Genomic DNA, 17,326 nt, shown 5'->3' with positions numbered 1-17,326 from the left:
GCAGCGACAGGTTCTATCCCGGGACCATTAAGCTCCCACCTTGAATGTTGGGCCCCATGCAGGTTCTTGTGGTGGGTGGCACGGGCACCCTGGGGCGGCAGATCGCTCGGAATGCTCTTGATGCCGGTCACCAGGTCCGCTGCATGGTGCGAACGCCGCGCAAAGCGTCCTTCCTGCAGGAATGGGGCTGCGAGCTCACCCGCGGCGATCTGCTGGAGCCCGACAGCCTCGACTACGCCCTGGATGGCGTGGATGCCGTCATCGACGCCGCCACCAGCCGGCCCACGGATCCACAGAGCGTTTACGTCACCGACTGGGACGGGAAGCTGAATCTGCTGAGGGCCTGTGAACGTGCAGGTGTCTCCCGCTTCGTTTTCGTGTCGCTGCTCGGTGCTCACCGTCACCGCGATGTTCCTCTGATGGACATCAAGGCCTGCACGGAGAACCTGCTCGAATCGTCCGATCTCGACTACACGATCCTGCAGGGTGCTGCCTTCATGCAGGGCGTCATCAGCCAGTTCGCCATTCCGGTTCTGGAGAGTCAGACGGTCTGGGTGAGTGGCAGCCCAACCGCCATCTCCTACATGAACACCCAGGACATGGCGCGTTTCGCCGTGTCGGCCTTAGGGCGTCCGGAAACCATCCGTGGCAGTTACCCGGTTGTCGGCCCCAAGGCATGGAACACCGGTGAGCTGGTGCAGCTCTGCGAGCGCTTCAGCGGTAAGACGGCCCGGGTGTTCCGGGTTCAACCGTTGCTGATCCGTTTGATGCAGGGCGTCGCGTCGTTCTTCGAGCCTTCGGTGAATGTTGCGGAACGTCTGGCCTTCGCGGAGGTGACCGGAGGGGGGCAGGAACTCAACGCACCCATGGACACCAGCTATGCAGCTTTCGGGCTCGATCCCGAGGAGACCACGTCGATGGAGGCCTACATCCGTGAGTACTACGACACGATCCTGAAGCGGCTGAGGGAGATGGAGGCGGATCTGGACAAGGACGCGAAGAAAAAGCTGCCGTTCTGACCAAGGCGATGGTTCCTTTGTACTATTGATCGAGTCCCTGTTTTTCCATGTCCGTCGCCCAGCTCAAGAATCTGCAGCGGCGACTGCTGCTGCTCTCCGATGAGGCGGAGCAGGGTCTCAATCGTGCCTGCGGGCATGAGCTCTGGAAATCCCTCGGGCCTGACGCCATCGATGGTCTGGAGGATCCCGCCCGCCGTGCTGAAGCGAACTACTGGTATGGGCAGTGGAACGTGGTTCGTGAGCTGCAGGAGGCGATCGGATGATTGATGCCCCCGGCTTCTGTGGCTCTGCTCCACTGGATCAGACCAGGCCGGTGGAGGATCGCTACGGCGCTGTTGCCCAGGAGTTGGAAACCTGTCTCTGCAAAACGGTCGGCTTTGACGCCGAGCTGCTGAGGTTATCCCTTAGGAGGTGGTTGAGCGGGACTACGTCTGCGGCGTCCCACCCGCTGGGGTCGCAGCGGTGACAGGGCTCTAGACCTCGGCAGCGGCAGTGGCAAGAACGCCTTCATCTGTTGCCAGGTCGTCGGTGCTGATGGATGGGTGACGGGTGTGGACCGGAACGCCAGCATGCTGGCCTTGTCGAGGGAGGCTGCCCCATCGGATGCCAGCGTCGATGTGGTTCTGAGCAACTGTGTTCTGAATCTGGTGAATCCCTCCGCCCGGGATCGGTTGCTCGGCAACATTCAGCGTGTTCTGGCATCCGGGGGCCTGGTTGCCATCAGTGACATCGTCTGTGATCGTCCTGTGCCTCGGCCTCTTCAGGAGGATCCGGCGCTGTGGAGTGGCTGCATCAGCGGCGCCTGGCAGGAAGAGGCTTTTTGGGAAGCCTTCCGGCAACGCGGTTTTCAGGATGTGCACGACGCCGATCGCAGCCTTGATCCCTGGCGGGAGCTGGAGCGGATTGCGTTTCGCGCCGTCACCCTGGTGGCGACCCATCCCTCGGTCGGCCGCGCCTGTCGCTGATCAGGCGCGTCAACCGCTTCTGCTCCTCGGCTGTTGTCGGCCGCCAGCAGCCCTGAGCCAGTTCCTCAAGGTTCAGGCGTGGGCCTCCATCCATCAGGTCGATGCTGCTGCGGACCAGCCGCAGCGTCGGCAGCCCCACTGCGGCGGTCATCCGGCGCACCTGGCGGTTGCGTCCCTCCCTCAGGGAGAGCTCGATCCAGCTGGTGGGAATGGAGGCTCGCCAGCGCACCGGCGGCGTTCGCTCCTCCAGGGCGGGGATGGCATCTCCCTGGAGCCAGCGTGCCTGTGCGGGCCGGGTCAGCTTCTCCTGGATCACCACACCGTCACGGAGCTGCTGCAATCGCTGCTCATCAGGCACCCCTTCCACCTGAACCCAGTAGGTCCGCCAATGTCCGAAACGCGGATCGGTCAGCTGCTGCTGGAGGCGCCCGTTGCTGGTGAGCAGCAGCAGTCCCTCACTGTCTGCGTCCAGACGACCTGCGGCATATACGTCAGGAACGTCCACAAACTCAGCCAGGCATCCCCAGCGGCTGCCGGATTCACGGGTGAACTGGCTGAGCACGCCGTAGGGCTTGTGGAGCAGCAGGGTGGTCAACCGGCGTTTTCGCGTGCTCTCCACAGGTTCACGACACCGATCGAGATCAGCAGCAGCCCGAGATCTATCGTCAGGGGAGGAAGAATCATGGCTGCACGCTCAACGGTGGAGCACCCTAAGGGGCTATCCCCACGGGCGGGCCTGCGACCCACCCTCGTAAAGTGGTCTGTGGCAAACCGTTTAAGGGCGAATGATTGAAACCTCGGGAGTGATCGAGAAGGAACAGGGAAACGGGTTCTATCTGGTCACGCTCGAGCAGCCTGCCGGTCACCAGTGCCTTTGCCGCGCAGCAGGCAAGCTCACGAAGTTCAGGATCAAACTGCTCGCCGGTGACAAGGTGCTGGTGGAGATCAGCCCTTACGACCTCACGCGCGGTCGGATCACGTACCGCGAGCGGAACGCTGGAGCCCCCGGCGGGCGCCCGGGTGGCAACCGCCCAGGTGGGCCCCGCCGCCGCTGATGTTCAGGCTGGTTCCAGCAGCGCTTCGATCGCCGATTTGAACGTGCTGCGCTGTTTGACACCGCGCCACTGTTCCACCATCGATTTCCGGTGGAAGAGCTGGACTGTCGGGGTTCCGTTCACGCCGGCCTGTTCAGCAATATCCTGATCGGCCTCGATGTCGATCACCACGGCCTGGGCCTGGCCTTCCAACTCGGTGATCACCCGCTTCAACTGCGGTTTGAGCACGTGGCAGGGGCCGCACGAGGGTGAGGTGTAGATCACAAGCAGGGGGCGGCTGCTGTCGTGATACAGCTTGCGCAGGGCATAGCTGCCTTTCTGCCAGGGAGCGTCAGGGGCATAGGTCTCCTCGGTCGTTACGGCCACATTCACCGGCATCTCCGCCTTCGCGGGGTCAACCGAGCGTCTCTGCACCCGTTGCGCCAGATCGTGATGGGTCAGCCAGCGCTCAGCGGCCAGGGCGGCCTTGCAACCGCTGCCGGCTGCTGTGATGCCCTGCCGCCATTCGGCATCGGCGACATCTCCGGCAGCGAAGACACCTTCGATGGAGGTTTCCGGTCGGCCTGGCTCGGTGATCACGTACCCCTTGGCATCCAGAGAAAGCTGCTCCTTCAGCAAATCCGTGTTCGGTGTGTGGCCGATTGCATAGAACAGGCCCTTGGCAGCAAGGCTGGCCTGATCTCCAGTGGAACGGTCGCGCAGGGTCAGACTCTCCATCCAGCCGTTGCCGCTCACGTCCACCACTTCGCTGTTCCAGTGAAGGGTGATGGCGGGGTTGGCCCGAACCCGGTCGGCCATGGCGGCGCTGGCCCTGAGTTGCTCGGAACGCACGATCTGGTGAACGTGACTGCCGTATTTGGTGAGATAAACCGCTTCTTCGCAGGCGGAGTCGCCTCCTCCCACCACAGCGAGTTCGGCGTTGCGGAACTGAGGAGTCGCTCCGTCGCAGATGGCGCATGCACTGATGCCGCTGCTCCAGAAGCGCTCTTCTGAGGGCAGGCCGAGTCGGTTCGCGCTTGCACCCGTGGCGATCACCAGGGAATGGGTCAGCAGAGTGCGTCCATCCGCTTTGATCCGGAAGGGCCGCTGACTGAGATCGATCTCATCGGCATCCGCTTCCAGCAGGTGTGTTCCCCAGCGCACGGCCTGGGCACGCATCAGATCCATCAGGTCCGGGCCCAGGACACCGTCAGGAAAACCAGGGAAATTCTCGACATCGGTGGTGGTCATCAACTGACCGCCCGGAATACCGCCCCGTTGGAAGCCTGTAATCAGCAGCGGTTGCAGGTTGGCCCTTGCCGCGTAGATCGCTGCGGTGTAGCCGGCCGGGCCGGAACCGACAATCACGAGATTCTCGACAGTCTCCGAGGCGCTGCCGGCTGCCATGGCCTTATACGGAATGAATATGAGTTGACTTTAAAAGGAGGAGGCGCTCACCGCGCGCTAGCCGGTCAAAAAAAATTAGCGGACAGTGATGCCTGGAATTTTAAGGATCTCTTCAGATTTCGAGGGGATTGTCGCTGCTGTTTTGGCCAAGCAGCCTGTACAGCTTGTCGGGATTGCGGGGAACGGCGTGAACGCTCTCCTCGAGCATGTCGCTGTTTTCTCCCCAACAGGTGATCCATTCGCGGAATTCCTGGGTCACCGCATAACTGTCCTCATAGCGCTCTTCGCTGTCCAGAACGGCGATCCTGGTGGACGCCCAGCCGGTGGCAACGCTCACCCGGCGTTCCATTGCTGCGTCCATGTTCACTCCTTTGCCGAGGTACAGGTTGAAGGATCGAGGTCCAGAGAAAGACCTGATTTCGCAGAAATTCGCATTTTTCTACCGATAAAGATGTCGTCAGCGCTGCAGAAAGGTAGGCAGTTGCGGAGTCTTCAGGCGGATCACCTCACCAGCCCCGTCCTCCACTGCCTCCAGGGGCAGCTGCAGTGTTGCGCCGGATGCGGTGCTGGAATCAGCTGCGTCTCCCTCATTCGCCGGATGGCGGAGGACGTAAGGCTCCGCCACGGACCAGGTGCGGGCGTAACCCATCAGCAGAGGGTCCGCCGGTGCATAGACATAGGAGGGGTGGCGCGGAATCGGTTCCGCAGCGGCCAGGTCCGCTGTCATCCGCACGGCCCGGGTGATGCCCTGCACGAAGCGGCTGCGGGTCACCACCGTCGTGAGATAGGCGACCACCCGCAACCGAGGCGCGTCGAATCCCTCCGCACACATGTCGATGCTCACCAGCCAGTCGGCCTGTCCCGTCTGGAACAGCCGCAGTCGGTCGGAGGCCTCACGCTCCTGGGAGTGCACCAGATCCACCCGGTTGCCGTCGTCCTCGAGGATCTGGGTGATCGCTTCGGCATGGGCGATGTCTCTGGCGATGACCAGGCCGGCAGCCTGGGGATGGCAACGGCGGATCTGCTCAAGTTTTCTCTGGGCCCGCAGCAGCACCTGCTGACCGATGCAGCTGCTGTCCGCCAGCCGGATCGCGCGACGCAGGTTGCGGGCCCTCCAGCTCTCCCGCCGTTCTCCGGATAGCGGGGAGACATCCCGGTCCGGCACCCCCTCACGACCGTGCTCCACCCAACCGTCCTGGAAATGGAACTCCAGGGGACGCACGTCACCGGCGGCGATCAGTTCGCGCGGCTCCACGCACAGGTCGGGACTGATCAGCTCCACCGGCATCCCGCCCTGGACGCTCCGTACCCGGCGTGCGGCACAGAAGGCGAGGTTGTCCGCCCGGAACGGCGTGCCGGTCAACCCCAGCCGCAGGCGGCTGCGGCCCGTCAGATCAAGGAATGTCTGCCCCCAGGCCAGACCGTCGGGCTCGTCGGGATCCACCCCGAGGTGATGGGCTTCGTCCGCGATCGCCAGACAGGAGGAGCCCATCCAGGGTCCCAGGGTCTCGCTGAGATGGCCCAGCTGCCTGCGTGCCCCCTGGTAGGTCAGCACCAGACCGTCGGGGGGCTTGCCATCGGGGCCTTCGCCGTCGGCTGGCCACGGCCACTCCTGCAGGTTCAGCCCGAGCCGCTCCGCAGCGCTCAGCCACTGATGAAGGATCGAGGTGCGGTGGCAGAACACCAGGCAGCGCTCCAGCTGTCTTTCCTGCTGGAACGTCCGGAATGCCAGCAGGGCACCGAGGGTCTTGCCGGCGCCCGGTCCGGCGAACACCAGCACATCCTGTTCGCGCTCGGCCGTCGTCAGCAGACGTCGCCGCAGCAGCTGGATCAGCTGCTGCTGCCAGCGTCGCGGCCGCAGGGAGGAGGGGGCCGCAGCACGCGGCAGATCAAAGGACGGCGCGGCGATGGCGTGCCTGGGGAAGATGAGTCTTTTTAACCATTCCTTTCGGCAGCGGCATCTCTACGGTCCGGCCATCGGCATCCGTCGGGCCCTTTCCCGTCACCGCCATGGCCAAGCGTCTTCCCTCACCTGAATTTCGAGATCAGCTGCGCCAGCAGCTTGATCGCTGCTGGCAGAACGATTGTGATATCGATCCCTTGATCCTTCGCGCACGACAGCTGCGCCGGCTCGGACGTTTCCGGCTGGCGCGCTGTCTGGATCAGGAGGTGCTTCCGATCGTCTGAAGCCCTCTCAGAGCGCTTCGGCGTGATTCACCACCAGACGCTCCACCTCCATCAGGGCATCCTCGGCCGCTCCAAGTGCGGCCTGGAAATCTCCTTTGGCCGTGACCAGAAGCTGCTGAGCCAGCCGGTCGAGAAGCTCCTGACGCCTCTCTTCCAGCATCGCCACGATCTCCGTCTCCACCAGGGTGCGGACGGCCTGGATCCGGAGGTCATCGGCCGCTGCTTCGGCGAAGGTTCCCTGCACCAGTTCCTGGATGAACAGACGGTGCACCTCACTGCTGCGCAGGAAGCTCTCGGTGGCGTTGATGATCCCGTCGACCAGGGTGCGGTCCGGTTCCGATTCCTGCTCGCTGAGCTTGAACTCCCAATCGAGATGGCGGCGCTGCCAGCCCGCGGAGTGCAGACTCGGCATCACGCTCTGGGAGAAGGTGTCGACGGAGATCTCGTAAATCCGTTCGGCCAGGCGCTCGCACCAGTCCTTCCCATGGCTCTCCAGGGTCGACTGCATGGTTTGCCGCTCGACCGCATGGCCACCGTGATGGCTGTGGCAGACGCCGTCAGGACATTCGATCGCGGTGAGGCCCATGGAAAGCACGGTGGTGTTTTCCTCACGTAGCCAGAGGTCCTGTCGTCGCTCGGCTTTCTTCAGGAAACCTCCCGGTCTCCCGGGGGTGACCTCGTAGTCTCGCTCGGGTCGGTGGATCTGCTCACCTTGCCCAGACTTCTCATTCCTGTGGAGGCAACGCCGGGTGAAACCCGGGTGTCGGCCACGCCCGAGACGGTCAAGACGTTCGTCTCTCTCGGCTGCAATGTCTGCCTTGAGCGGGGTGCCGGAACCCCTGCCGGTTATCTCGATGCCGCCTATGCCGATCAGGGGGCTGACCTGGTGTCCCCAGGTGATGCGGATGCCTGGTCCGGTGCCGATGTGCTCCTGTGCGTTCAGACGCCCAGCAGCGACGCCCTGGGACGGCTGCGCCGCGGCGCCCTCGTGGTGGGTCTGCTGGAGCCCTATGCGAACGAAGCTCTCTCCGCTGCCCTCGAGCGTGGTGGATTGTCCGCCATGGCGCTGGAGCTGCTGCCGCGGATCAGCCGGGCTCAGGCCGCCGATGCGCTGTCGTCCCAGGCCAACATCGCCGGCTACAAATCCGTGCTGCTGGCCTCCGGGGCGCTCGATCGCTATTTCCCGATGCTGATGACGGCGGCGGGCACGGTTCAGCCGGCGAAGGTGGTGATCCTCGGTGCCGGTGTCGCCGGTCTGCAGGCGGTGGCCACAGCCCGACGCCTGGGAGCGGTGGTCTACGTGAGCGATATCCGTCCTGCGGTGAAGGAGCAGGTGGAGTCACTGGGAGCCCGCTTCATCGATCCCCCTGAGATGGACGACAAGCCGGCGGAGTCTGGTGGCTATGCCAAGCAGGCCTCCGATGCCTTCCTGGCAGCCCAGCGCCAGCAGCTCTCGGATCAGCTGGCGGAGGCGGATGTGGCCATCTGCACCGCTCAGGTTCCGGGCCGGCGCGCGCCGCGCCTGATCAGCGAGGACATGCTCGATCGCATGCGTCCCGGTGCCGTGGTTGTGGACCTGGCGGTGGCCCAGGGCGGAAACTGCGCCGACACCGTTCCCGGCCGCACCGTGGACCGCAACGGCGTCAAGCTGATCGGGGGCAATGATCTGCCCTGCACCGTGGCCAACCACGCCAGTGCCCTTTATGCCCGCAACCTGGTGGCACTGCTCAAGCCCACCCTCGCCGATGGCGTGCTGACCCTCGACACCGAGGATGAATTGATCGCCGGTTGTCTCGTCGCTCAGGACGGTGGCATCCGCCGTGGTGACGTTCTCACACCAGGAGCCAAGTGATGGATCCCACCTTTGTTGAATTCCTCTGGGTGCTTCTGCTGGGCAGCCTTCTCGGTCTGGAACTGATCGGCAAGGTGCCACCCACCCTGCATACGCCTCTGATGAGCGGCGCCAATGCGATCTCCGGCATCACCGTGCTGGCAGCGCTCACAGCCATCATCAAGGCCGGCGACAACATCGTTCTGCTGCTGCTGGGTTCGGTGTCGCTCGGCTTCGCTCTCTTCAACGTGATCGGTGGCTTTCTGGTCACCGACCGCATGCTGGCCATGTTCAGCCGCAAGCCTGCCCGCAAGGAGAACCGCTGATGACCGACATCCTTCGCTACGCCATCGAACTCGTCGCTGTCCTGCTGCTGGCGCTCGGCATCAAGGGACTCTCCAAGGTGCGTTCCGCCCGCGGGGCCAACCAGCTTGCCGCCGTGGCCATGGCCCTTGCGGTGCTGGGTCTGCTGTTCAGTTCCCTGGCCACCACCGGGATCAGTGCCTCTGCCTGGATCTGGATTCTTCTCGGCACGCTGGCCGGTGGCGTGCTCGGCGCCATCACGGCCCAGCGGGTCCCGATGACATCGATGCCCGAGACCGTCGCCCTGTTCAACGGCTGCGGTGGCATGTCGTCGTTGCTGGTGGCTCTGGCGGCAGCGCTGTATCCCCAGGCCCTGGAGGCCACCGGGGCTGTGGCTCTGGTTTCGATCGTCGTCTCGGTGTTCGTCGGAGCGATCACCTTCACCGGTTCGATCGTGGCCATGGCCAAGCTCCAGGGTTGGCTCTCAACGCCGGGCTGGATGCAGAGCCGGCTGCGACATGCGGTGAACATCGCTCTCGCCGTGCTGGCCCTGATCGGCGCGATCGAGATGCTGCGCACCTCCGGTGGTGCCACCGGTCTCTGGATTGTGGTGATCGCCTCAGGCCTGCTGGGCATCGGCGTCACCCTGCCCATCGGCGGTGCCGACATGCCAGTCGTCATCTCCCTGCTCAACAGTTATTCCGGCGTTGCGGCCGCTGCAGCAGGCTTTGTGGTGGGCAGCCAGCTTCTGATCGTGGCTGGTGCCATGGTCGGGGCCGCTGGCCTGATCCTCACCCAGGTGATGTGCGACGGCATGAACCGTTCGCTGTTGTCGGTGCTGTTCGGCGGCGCACTCGGCGCCTCGGCGACCTCCGGTGGCGGTGGCGGTGAATACACCAACATCACCAGCTGCAGCACTGAGGAGTGCGCCCTCACTCTCGAAGCCGCTGAACGGGTGGTGATTGTGCCTGGCTACGGCCTCGCCGTCGCCCAGGCCCAGCACACCCTGCGGGAGGTGACACGGGTGCTGGAGAGTGCCGGAATCGACGTCACCTACGCGATTCATCCGGTCGCCGGCCGCATGCCCGGTCACATGAACGTGCTGCTGGCCGAGGCGGACGTTCCCTACGAGCAGCTGATCGAGATGGACCAGATCAATCCTGAGTTTCCGGCCACCGATGTGGTGCTGGTGCTCGGGGCCAACGATGTGGTGAACCCTCAGGCCAAGAGCGATCCAAGTTCGCCTCTCTACGGCATGCCGGTGCTGGATGTGCAGGAGGCCCGAACGGTCTTCGTGGTCAAGCGCGGCATGAGCGCCGGTTACTCAGGAATCAAGAATGATCTGTTCGAGCTGGCCAACACCTCGATGGTGTTCGGCGATGCCAAAAAGGTGCTCGGGGATCTGCTGGTCGAGTTGAAGGATCTCGGACTCGGCAAGACGTGAACGATCGGGCTGTCAATGTCATCGATGACCCCCAGCTGCTGCTGCAGCTGGGGGTTTCTGTCTATCGGCAGCGCTGGCCTTGGTTGGGGGGTGATCTGCAGACCCTGAGGGATACGCTCCGGCCGGCGGCTTTCCCCGTTGATGGGGGGGAACCCGTTCAGATTCCTGTGCCTCCGCTGGCGAGTGGTGCTGCTGATGCAGGAGAGCTGCTGGCCTATCTCGATCGTCCGCTCCGAACGGGTGAAGGTGGTTCAGCGACGCACCCAGCGATCGCGCCGAAAGCACTGGTGGTGGTGTTGCACGGCTTGGGGGGCTCGAGCCGCAGGCAGGGGTTGCGCAGGTTGACACTCAGCCTTCAAGGGGCTGGGTTTGCGGTGTTGCGGCTGAATCTGCGCGGTGCCGACCCTGGCCGTCATCTGGCCGGTGGCACCTATGCCGCCGCTTGCAATAGCGATCTGCTGCCGGTGCTGGAGCGGGCTCGGCATCTGGCCGCGGCGTTGGCCCTGGAGGCGGGCCTGTCCAAGCCGGTGCCTCTGCTGGGCGCAGGGATCTCCCTGGGGGGAACGATGTTGCTGAACGCCTGCCTGGATCAAGCCGGGGCTCTGGATGCGTTGTTTTGTGCCAGCAGCCCTCTGGACCTGGCTGCCTGCAGCGCCTCGATCGAACGCCCGCGCAACAGGGTTTATCAACGCTGGCTGCTGCAGCGTTTGGTGCGACAGACCCTCGCCGATCCCTTCGGAGTGAGGGCTTCAGAAGAGCGTCAGCTGTGTGGCAATCCTCCGCGCTCGATCCGCGCGTTTGATGCGGCTGTCACAGCGCCGCGCTGGGGATTTTCTTCAGTGGATGAGTATTACCTCAGTGCGTCCCCCCTGCACCGTCTGGCGAAATCGCCGCAGGGACTTCCTCCGACGTTGCTGTTGCAGGCCCTTGATGATCCCTGGGTCCCGGCAGCTTCAGCACGGCAGTTGCAATCGTCGCTGGCTAAGCGTTCGGCACAGGGATCGCAGACGCCCGTGGAGATTCTGTTGACGGCCCGTGGTGGACACAACGGCTTCCATGGCCACGGGGACAATCTCAGTCTCGGTTGCTGGTCGGATCGGTTGGCTCTTGCATGGTTCAACCGCAGCATTCAATCTGCGGTTTGTCGGAATTAGGTATGCGGTAATAAAAGGCCTGATCGGTTGCCTCCTGATAGACAGTTCCGCAGGTTGTGGCAATACGCCAAAGGGCTTGAGGAATCGGGGTTGAGTCGTAACGAACGAGATCAGGGAAACGTTGCCTCAGCAGGGCTGTTCCGCGCCAAGCGTTGTAGTGAGGGATCTTGGAATTGATGTGATGACAGACATGAGTTGATCCAATGCCATGGTGCAAGAAGTTCAGAATGCCGCCATAGGGGCGATCAACTGTTTGTAGCGCGCCTTTCGCCCAGCTCCATGTCTCGTCAGAGAAGTGAGGAATGTTGCGATCAGTGTGTTGCAGCCAGGTGTATGTCGTAAGCCAGATATTGATGACAACGTAGGGAAGTCCGTAGAGGCATAGAACCCGCAAGGGTGAAAAATAACTCCCCGCCGTGATCAGAAAAATGATCATCGCAATCAGGCCCAGGTTCGAGCGCACCATCAGATGGCGAAAAGAAGCCGGAAAAAGTTCACGTTTGCCGTTCGTGAATGGAGCTCCATTCCAGAAGTGAGAGGTGGGAAAGCCGTGGTCCTCACCTCCAGTGGCGCCTGAAAAGAGATAGATTTGCCAGCCGATGATCAAGTGATTGAACAGCGAAATGATGCCGAACAATCGCCTGTTGAGCTTGCGCTGCAGATGTTCCATTGCCTGCCCCTGAGGTGAGCTTGCTCGTGGTGGAACATGGGTTTCGCCGCCCTCGAGATGGTTGCAGTGAGCATGGTGAACGGCATGACTGCGCGCCCAGCTGTAGTAAGGCACCAGCAAGGTGCTGTGCAGAACAAATCCGACGACTCCTTCTATCCGCCTGTTGGGGTGAAAAGCGTTATGGCCGCATTCGTGAGCCAGCACCCAGCAGCCCATGGCGATGGTGCCGGTGACAGTGGCGTAGACCATCCAAAGTGGGATGGCCGTGAGCGTCAGCGGGATGGTTGTACCGATGCCAACAGCTGCAAGTGAAAGTCCCACCGACATCGCCAGGCTTCCCCAGGCTTTCAGAGGATTGAAGTTGGTGAGGTCAGTGGGTAAGACGCTCAGAAGCTCTTTCTTGCTTGGATAGCTTGGTGCTGCTGTGGTTTTCGCTAACGAGCCCTCAAACGGTGGCGAGGGAGAAGTGAGTGTCAAATGAAAAGATCAGGCAGGCCAAGAATTGCCTGTTCTGTATAAACGCATACTCATCCTAGGTATCGCTCCTGGTTGCTGTGGACGCCAGCGAAAAGCAAATCAGACGTTCATGTTTAAAAGCTCGATGTTCTGAGGATCCACTCCTGAATGGGTTGCCTGTTGATGATGTGTTGATGAATGATTTGATTGATCCTCTCGACGGTCACTTCCGAGTACCAGACGCCATCAGGCCAAACCAGAAGGATCGGACCTTTCTCGCAGATCCTCAGGCAGTCCACTTTGCTTCTGAGGACGACTCCTTCCGGTCGGTCACTGTGTTCCAGTCCAAGCTCCCTGACGAGCCTTTTCAATTCATTCCAGGTCGCCAGGCCTGCTTCCGGGTCGCAGCATTTTGCCTTGGTGGGAGTCGCGCAGAGCAGCAGATGGTGGCTGACCTGGTGGGGGCTCATGCCGCCAGGGCGGCGACCGGCACGCGCCGGGTGCCTCGGCTGACCTGCTCACGGACGGCCTCGCGGGCCCAGCGGTCAACGCTCAGCACATCCTCGAGCTGGGGATGGTTCATCAGATCCGGTTTGTGGCGTTCACAGGCAGCCTCGATCACCTCCGGGATATCCAGGAAGTGGATGCGTTCTTCGAGGAATTGAGCGACGGCTTCCTCGTTGGCCGCATTCAGTACGGCAGGCATGGTGCCACCCGCACGCCCGGCGGCGTAGGCCAGTTCCATGCAGGGATATTTGGTGGTGTCAGGAGCGCGGAAGGTCAGCTGTCCAACCTCGGTGAGATCCAGGCGTCGCCATGGGGTCTCCTGGCGGGAGGGCCAGGAGAGGCAGTACAGGATCGGCAGTTTCATGTCCGGCCAGCCCAGCTGGGCCAACACAGAGGAGTCCGCCAGCTCGATCATTGAGTGGATGATGCTCTGCGGGTGGATCACGATCTCGATGTGGTCGTAGTCAAGGCCGAATAGGTAATGGGCCTCAATCACTTCCAGGCCCTTGTTCATCAGGGTGGCTGAGTCGACCGTGATCTTGCGCCCCATGCTCCAGTTGGGATGGCTGGTGGCATCGGCCACGGTCGCGTTTTCAAGGTCGGCCGCCTGCCAGTCCCGGAAGGCGCCGCCGGAGGCGGTGAGCTGAATCCGCCGCAGGCCAGGGGTGGGAACGCCGGTGGACAGGCGGGCGTTCTCGGCCCAGGGGGTTCCCTGCAGGCACTGGAAGATGGCGGAGTGTTCGGAATCCGCCGGCAGCAGCCGGCTGCCGCTCTTCTTCAGTTCGGGCAGCACCACCGGTCCGGCCGCGATCAGCGTCTCCTTGTTGGCCAGGGCCAGATCCTTTCCGGCGCGGACGGCGGCCAGAGTCGGCAGGAGCCCCGCGCAGCCCACGATTCCGGTGACCACCAGATCGGCTGTGTCCCACGAGGCCGCCACGTTGAGTCCATCCGGACCGCCCACCAGCTGAGGGGGCTGACCAGGCTTTTGGGAGGGGTCGAGGGCGTCGAGACGCTGCTGCAGCTCCGGCAGCCGCTCGGCATCGGCGAGGGCCACGAGCTCAGGCTGGTGGCGTTGGATCTGCTCAACGAGGAGATCGAGATTGCGCCCGGCTGTGAGGGCAACCACCCGGAACTGATCGGGGAACTCCTCGGCGATCTGAAGGGTCTGGGTGCCGATCGAGCCCGTGGAGCCCAGCACGCTGATGGCTTTCACGCTGATCCGGCAGTTGCGACAAGTCTCCCACCAGGACCGGCAAACGCTGGCAAGCTGGCCCACAGCGTGATCAGAGCCGTTGGCGAAGGAGCAGTGGAGATCAGGTCTGGGCTTTGTGCTGGCAGCGGCGGGCAGTGCCGTTGGCCTCGGCAATCTCTGGGGGTTCGCTTACCGCGCCTCCCAGGGCGGCGGTGGCGCCTTTCTGCTGCTGTACGTCCTGATCGTGCTGCTGGTCTGCCTGCCGGTGCTGGTGGCTGAGATGGTCCTGGGCCGCAGCACGGGGCACAGCCCCCTGCTGGCACCGGTGACCGCTGCAGGCAGTCGCTGGCAGCCGATGGGTTGGCTGTTCGTGCTGGCGGCCAGCGGCATCCTGGCCTTCTACGCCGTGCTCATGGGCTGGACCGGCGCCACGCTGGTGCAGACCCTCACCCAGGGCCTCCCGAGCGATATCGATGCCGCCGAAGCCTTCTTTGCCGGGCTGAGCGGAGGTCGCACGGCACTGATCGGTCAGCTGCTCAGCCTGATCGTCACCGCTGCGGTGGTGGCTGCCGGCGTCCGGGACGGGATCGAGCGCCTCTCCCGCTGGGGGCTGCCGCTGCTGTTCCTGCTGCTGATCGGTCTGGCTGTGTGGGCCGCCGGGCTGGAGAGCGCAGCTGAGGGCTACCGCACGTTCCTGCTGCGCTGGGACAGCGCGGAACTGATCAATCCCACCACCATCCGCAACGCCTTCACTCAGGCCTTCTTCTCGATCGGCACTGGAATCGGCTGCATCCTGGCCTATGCGGCCTATCTCGATCGCCGGGCTCACCTGCCCCGTGAGGCCGTCGCGGTCGTGGGCATGGATACAGCCGTCGGCATCCTGGCCGGCATGGTGACCTTCCCGGTGGTGATGAGTTTTGGGCTGGAGGAGGTGATCAGTGGATCCACCCTCGGCACGATCTTCATCGCCCTGCCCACTGGCCTGGCCTCGCTCGGAGCAGCTGGACAGGTGGTGGCGGTGCTGTTCTTCGCGCTCGCTTTGATCGCAGCGATCACCTCGGCGGTCTCGCTGCTGGAGGTTCCTGTGGCCTGTCTGATCGACCGCCTCGGCTGGAGCCGATCGCGGGCCGTCTGGCTTTCAGCGGCTCTGATCTTCGTGGCGGGGCTGCCTGCCGCCACGTCGATGGAGGTGCTGGGATGGATGGATTCCGTCTTCGGCGGATTGCTTCTGATTCTCGGTGGACTGCTGCTGGCCCTGCTGCTGGGCTGGGTGGTTCCCAATCGCTTCGAGGACGATCTCGCCCGGTCGCAGACGCCGCCGCCGCTGCGACGTCTGCTGCTCGTGATGCTGCGCTGGGTGTCGCCGCCGGTGATCGCCACCGGACTGGTGATCAGCGTGGTGGATCTGCTGAAGAGCTGAACCGACTCAGCCGTTCGGATCGGGTTTGTCCTTCATCAGGTCCTGCATCTTGCGGATCCGCAGCAGCATCTTCTGCCACACCTCAAGCCGCCAGATCTCCTCGGCATCTCCACCGCCGGCGATCTGAGCCTGAGCATCCAGTTTGGCGTCGAGATCCTCTCCCGCTTCGAACGCCTTCATCAGCTCCATCTCCAGCTTGGCGGTCTCCATGAAATTGAGGCGCTTCAGCCAGAGCATCACGGGGGCAGCGAACAGAACACCAGTCTGACGGGATCAGGCCCTGACCCACTCGGTGATGCCGCCTGGCTTGTCGATCAGTTCGATGCCCTGGGAGAGCAGTTCGTCGCGGATTCGATCGGCTTCGCCGTAGTTCTTGGAAGCTTTGGCGGCTTTGCGGGCCTCGATCAAGTCGTCGATCCGTGCGCCGTCATCACCCTCCACGTTTGGAGCTGTGATCTCGGTGGCGAGCCCCAGGGCACCTGCGAGGTCCTGCAGGAGTGTCCACTGGCTGCCGAGCGCCCTGTCATTGGAGTTCATGGCATCTCCGCGATCAAGACGGTTGGCCAGCGCACGCAGCGGACGTGCCAGTTCAAACAGAACGGCCAGGCCAGCGGAGCTGTTGAGGTCGTCATCCATGGCCTCAATGAAGCGTTGACGCTGCTTGTCCAGTTCAGGACTTGTTTGGTCTGGGGTGGTTGACCAGCCCAAGGCATCGCCATGGCGCTCGTTCAACAGCAGGGCGCTGTTGAGGCCCTTCCAGCCGCTGGCTGCCGCATCCAGGGCTTCAGCTGTGAAGTCGAGGGGTTTGCGGTAGTGAGCCTGCAGCACAAACAGCCGCAGCGTCATTGGCGACACGCCGCTGTCGAGAAGTGCCCGGATGGTGGTGAAGTTGCCGAGTGATTTCGACATCTTGGTGCCGCCGACATTGACCATGCCGTTGTGCATCCACAACTTCGCCAGGGTCGTGCCATTGGCGGTTTCTGACTGGGCGATTTCGTTTTCATGGTGCGGGAACACCAGATCACCTCCGCCGAGGTGAATGTCGATTGTGAGCCCGAGTTCCTGGCGCACCATGGCGGAGCACTCGATGTGCCAGCCCGGTCGTCCTGGCCCCCACGGTGAATCCCAGCTGGGTTCGCCTTCTTTGGCACTTTTCCATAGGGCGAAATCGAAGGGGTGGCGCTTGCGGCTCTCCTCCCCATCAGCGGTGCGGCCACTGGCCCCCTGCTGCTGCTCATTGGGATCGCGGCCGCTGAGTTTGCCGTAATCCTTGGCTTTGGAAATGTCGAAGTAGACATCGCCATCGGAGCTGTAGGCGGCGCCTTTGGCCTCCAGTTCGCCAATCAATGTTTTGATGCCATCGATGCAGCAAGTCGCCCTGGGCATGCGATCGGCCGGAAGGATGTTCAGCCGGCCCATATCGATTTCAAAGGCCTCGATATTGCGTTCGCTGACCTCCTCCATGGAACTGCCTTCCTCATTGGCACGGTTGAGGATCTTGTCGTCGATGTCGGTGTAGTTCTGGACGTAGGTGACGTCGTAGCCGCGCCAGATCAGGTAGCGACGCAGCACATCCCAGTTGATGTAGCTGCGGGCATGGCCCAGATGGCAGAGGTCGTAGACCGTGACGCCGCAGCAGTAGATCGTGGCTTTGCCGGCCTCGAGAGGCTCAAACGCTTCGGTACGGCTGGTGAGGCTGTTGGTGAAGCGCAGGGGCACGGCAGAAACAAGCGCAGA

General features: G+C 63.1%; 19 protein-coding genes and 1 pseudogene. 10 read left to right on the top strand and 10 right to left on the bottom strand.

Annotation, left to right across the window (positions count from 1 at the left end; all coding sequences use genetic code 11):
* The first annotated feature begins 56 nt into the window (after positions 1-56).
* From SynA15127_RS09605 to SynA15127_RS09595, 3 genes and pseudogenes are all read left to right on the top strand, one after another.
* Complete coding sequence (locus SynA15127_RS09605) at positions 57-1,019, top strand: NAD(P)H-binding protein (RefSeq protein ID WP_186483866.1); 963 nt, start codon at positions 57-59, stop codon at positions 1,017-1,019.
* Positions 1,020-1,066: 47 nt separating this feature from the next.
* Positions 1,067-1,282, top strand: a complete 216-nt coding sequence (locus tag SynA15127_RS09600) for a hypothetical protein (RefSeq protein ID WP_043692181.1) — start codon at positions 1,067-1,069, stop codon at positions 1,280-1,282.
* Positions 1,279-1,984, top strand: a pseudogene (locus tag SynA15127_RS09595) (methyltransferase domain-containing protein). The gene SynA15127_RS09600 and the pseudogene SynA15127_RS09595 overlap by 4 nt, the downstream one beginning before the upstream one ends.
* Here SynA15127_RS09595 and SynA15127_RS09590 read toward each other — a convergent pair.
* Positions 1,938-2,579, bottom strand: a complete 642-nt coding sequence (locus SynA15127_RS09590) for a pseudouridine synthase (protein ID WP_186483865.1) — start codon at positions 2,577-2,579, stop codon at positions 1,938-1,940. The pseudogene SynA15127_RS09595 and the gene SynA15127_RS09590 sit on opposite strands and share 47 nt — an antisense overlap.
* Before the next feature lie 190 nt (positions 2,580-2,769).
* Here SynA15127_RS09590 and infA point away from each other — a divergent pair, with 190 nt between their 5' ends.
* Complete coding sequence (gene infA, locus SynA15127_RS09585; protein ID WP_006041809.1) at positions 2,770-3,039, top strand: translation initiation factor IF-1; 270 nt, start codon at positions 2,770-2,772, stop codon at positions 3,037-3,039.
* 3 nt (positions 3,040-3,042) lie between these two features.
* Here the strand turns inward: infA and trxB are convergent, their stop codons facing one another.
* From trxB to SynA15127_RS09570, 3 genes are all read right to left on the bottom strand, one after another.
* Entirely contained in the window at positions 3,043-4,425 is a 1,383-nt protein-coding gene (gene trxB, locus SynA15127_RS09580; RefSeq protein WP_186483863.1) for a thioredoxin-disulfide reductase, read from the bottom strand.
* Between the two features lie 112 nt (positions 4,426-4,537).
* Positions 4,538-4,786 carry a hypothetical protein gene (locus SynA15127_RS09575; RefSeq protein WP_186483862.1) on the bottom strand — a complete coding sequence of 83 codons (249 nt, stop codon included), beginning with the start codon at positions 4,784-4,786 and terminating at the stop codon, positions 4,538-4,540.
* Between the two features lie 96 nt (positions 4,787-4,882).
* Complete coding sequence (locus tag SynA15127_RS09570) at positions 4,883-6,334, bottom strand: DEAD/DEAH box helicase (RefSeq protein ID WP_186485681.1); 1,452 nt, start codon at positions 6,332-6,334, stop codon at positions 4,883-4,885.
* Between the two features lie 101 nt (positions 6,335-6,435).
* Between SynA15127_RS09570 and SynA15127_RS09565 the strand changes: the two genes are divergently transcribed.
* Positions 6,436-6,612: a hypothetical protein gene (locus tag SynA15127_RS09565; RefSeq protein WP_186483861.1), complete on the top strand. Its 177-nt coding sequence runs from the start codon at positions 6,436-6,438 to the stop codon at positions 6,610-6,612.
* A gap of 7 nt (positions 6,613-6,619) precedes the next feature.
* On the opposite strand, the gene SynA15127_RS09560 is transcribed toward SynA15127_RS09565, so the two are convergent.
* Entirely contained in the window at positions 6,620-7,198 is a 579-nt protein-coding gene (locus SynA15127_RS09560) for an EF-1 guanine nucleotide exchange domain-containing protein (RefSeq protein WP_186483860.1), read from the bottom strand.
* A gap of 126 nt (positions 7,199-7,324) precedes the next feature.
* On the opposite strand from SynA15127_RS09560, the gene SynA15127_RS09555 reads away from it, so the two are divergent.
* Genes SynA15127_RS09555 through SynA15127_RS09540 form a run of 4 tightly spaced genes read left to right on the top strand, consistent with a single transcriptional unit; the run spans position 7,325 to position 11,344 of the window.
* Positions 7,325-8,464, top strand: coding sequence for an NAD(P) transhydrogenase subunit alpha (locus tag SynA15127_RS09555; protein ID WP_186483859.1), 1,140 nt, complete (start codon positions 7,325-7,327; stop codon positions 8,462-8,464).
* Positions 8,464-8,769, top strand: a complete 306-nt coding sequence (locus SynA15127_RS09550; RefSeq protein ID WP_043692155.1) for an NAD(P) transhydrogenase subunit alpha — start codon at positions 8,464-8,466, stop codon at positions 8,767-8,769. The genes SynA15127_RS09555 and SynA15127_RS09550 overlap by 1 nt, the downstream gene beginning before the upstream one ends.
* Positions 8,769-10,190, top strand: coding sequence for an NAD(P)(+) transhydrogenase (Re/Si-specific) subunit beta (locus tag SynA15127_RS09545; RefSeq protein WP_186483858.1), 1,422 nt, complete (start codon positions 8,769-8,771; stop codon positions 10,188-10,190). Before SynA15127_RS09550 ends, SynA15127_RS09545 begins: the two co-directional genes overlap by 1 nt.
* The gene (locus SynA15127_RS09540) at positions 10,187-11,344 is read left to right on the top strand and encodes an alpha/beta fold hydrolase (protein ID WP_255475461.1); all 1,158 of its coding nucleotides are present in this window, start codon (positions 10,187-10,189) and stop codon (positions 11,342-11,344) included. Before SynA15127_RS09545 ends, SynA15127_RS09540 begins: the two co-directional genes overlap by 4 nt.
* Here SynA15127_RS09540 and SynA15127_RS09535 read toward each other — a convergent pair.
* From SynA15127_RS09535 to SynA15127_RS09530, 3 genes are all read right to left on the bottom strand, one after another.
* Complete coding sequence (locus SynA15127_RS09535) at positions 11,307-12,491, bottom strand: fatty acid desaturase (protein ID WP_186483857.1); 1,185 nt, start codon at positions 12,489-12,491, stop codon at positions 11,307-11,309. The genes SynA15127_RS09540 and SynA15127_RS09535 overlap by 38 nt on opposite strands.
* Before the next feature lie 113 nt (positions 12,492-12,604).
* Positions 12,605-12,940 (bottom strand): ferredoxin, encoded by a 336-nt coding sequence (locus SynA15127_RS13575; protein ID WP_255475460.1) that lies wholly within the window; start codon positions 12,938-12,940, stop codon positions 12,605-12,607.
* A complete protein-coding gene (locus SynA15127_RS09530) occupies positions 12,937-14,190 on the bottom strand; it encodes a 1-deoxy-D-xylulose-5-phosphate reductoisomerase (RefSeq protein WP_186485679.1) in 1,254 nt (417 codons plus the stop codon). The genes SynA15127_RS13575 and SynA15127_RS09530 overlap by 4 nt, the downstream gene beginning before the upstream one ends.
* A 79-nt stretch (positions 14,191-14,269) precedes the next feature.
* On the opposite strand from SynA15127_RS09530, the gene SynA15127_RS09525 reads away from it, so the two are divergent.
* The gene (locus tag SynA15127_RS09525; protein WP_186483856.1) at positions 14,270-15,589 is read left to right on the top strand and encodes a sodium-dependent transporter; all 1,320 of its coding nucleotides are present in this window, start codon (positions 14,270-14,272) and stop codon (positions 15,587-15,589) included.
* A gap of 6 nt (positions 15,590-15,595) precedes the next feature.
* Here the strand turns inward: SynA15127_RS09525 and SynA15127_RS09520 are convergent, their stop codons facing one another.
* Positions 15,596-15,826 carry a hypothetical protein gene (locus SynA15127_RS09520; RefSeq protein WP_186483855.1) on the bottom strand — a complete coding sequence of 77 codons (231 nt, stop codon included), beginning with the start codon at positions 15,824-15,826 and terminating at the stop codon, positions 15,596-15,598.
* Positions 15,827-15,862: 36 nt separating this feature from the next.
* Positions 15,863-17,308: a cysteine--tRNA ligase gene (gene cysS, locus SynA15127_RS09515; RefSeq protein ID WP_186483854.1), complete on the bottom strand. Its 1,446-nt coding sequence runs from the start codon at positions 17,306-17,308 to the stop codon at positions 15,863-15,865.
* Positions 17,309-17,326 lie beyond the last annotated feature (18 nt).

Source organism: Synechococcus sp. A15-127 (assembly GCF_014280215.1).
Taxonomy (GTDB): domain Bacteria; phylum Cyanobacteriota; class Cyanobacteriia; order PCC-6307; family Cyanobiaceae; genus Parasynechococcus.
This window is presented reverse-complemented; position numbering and strand designations above follow the sequence as displayed.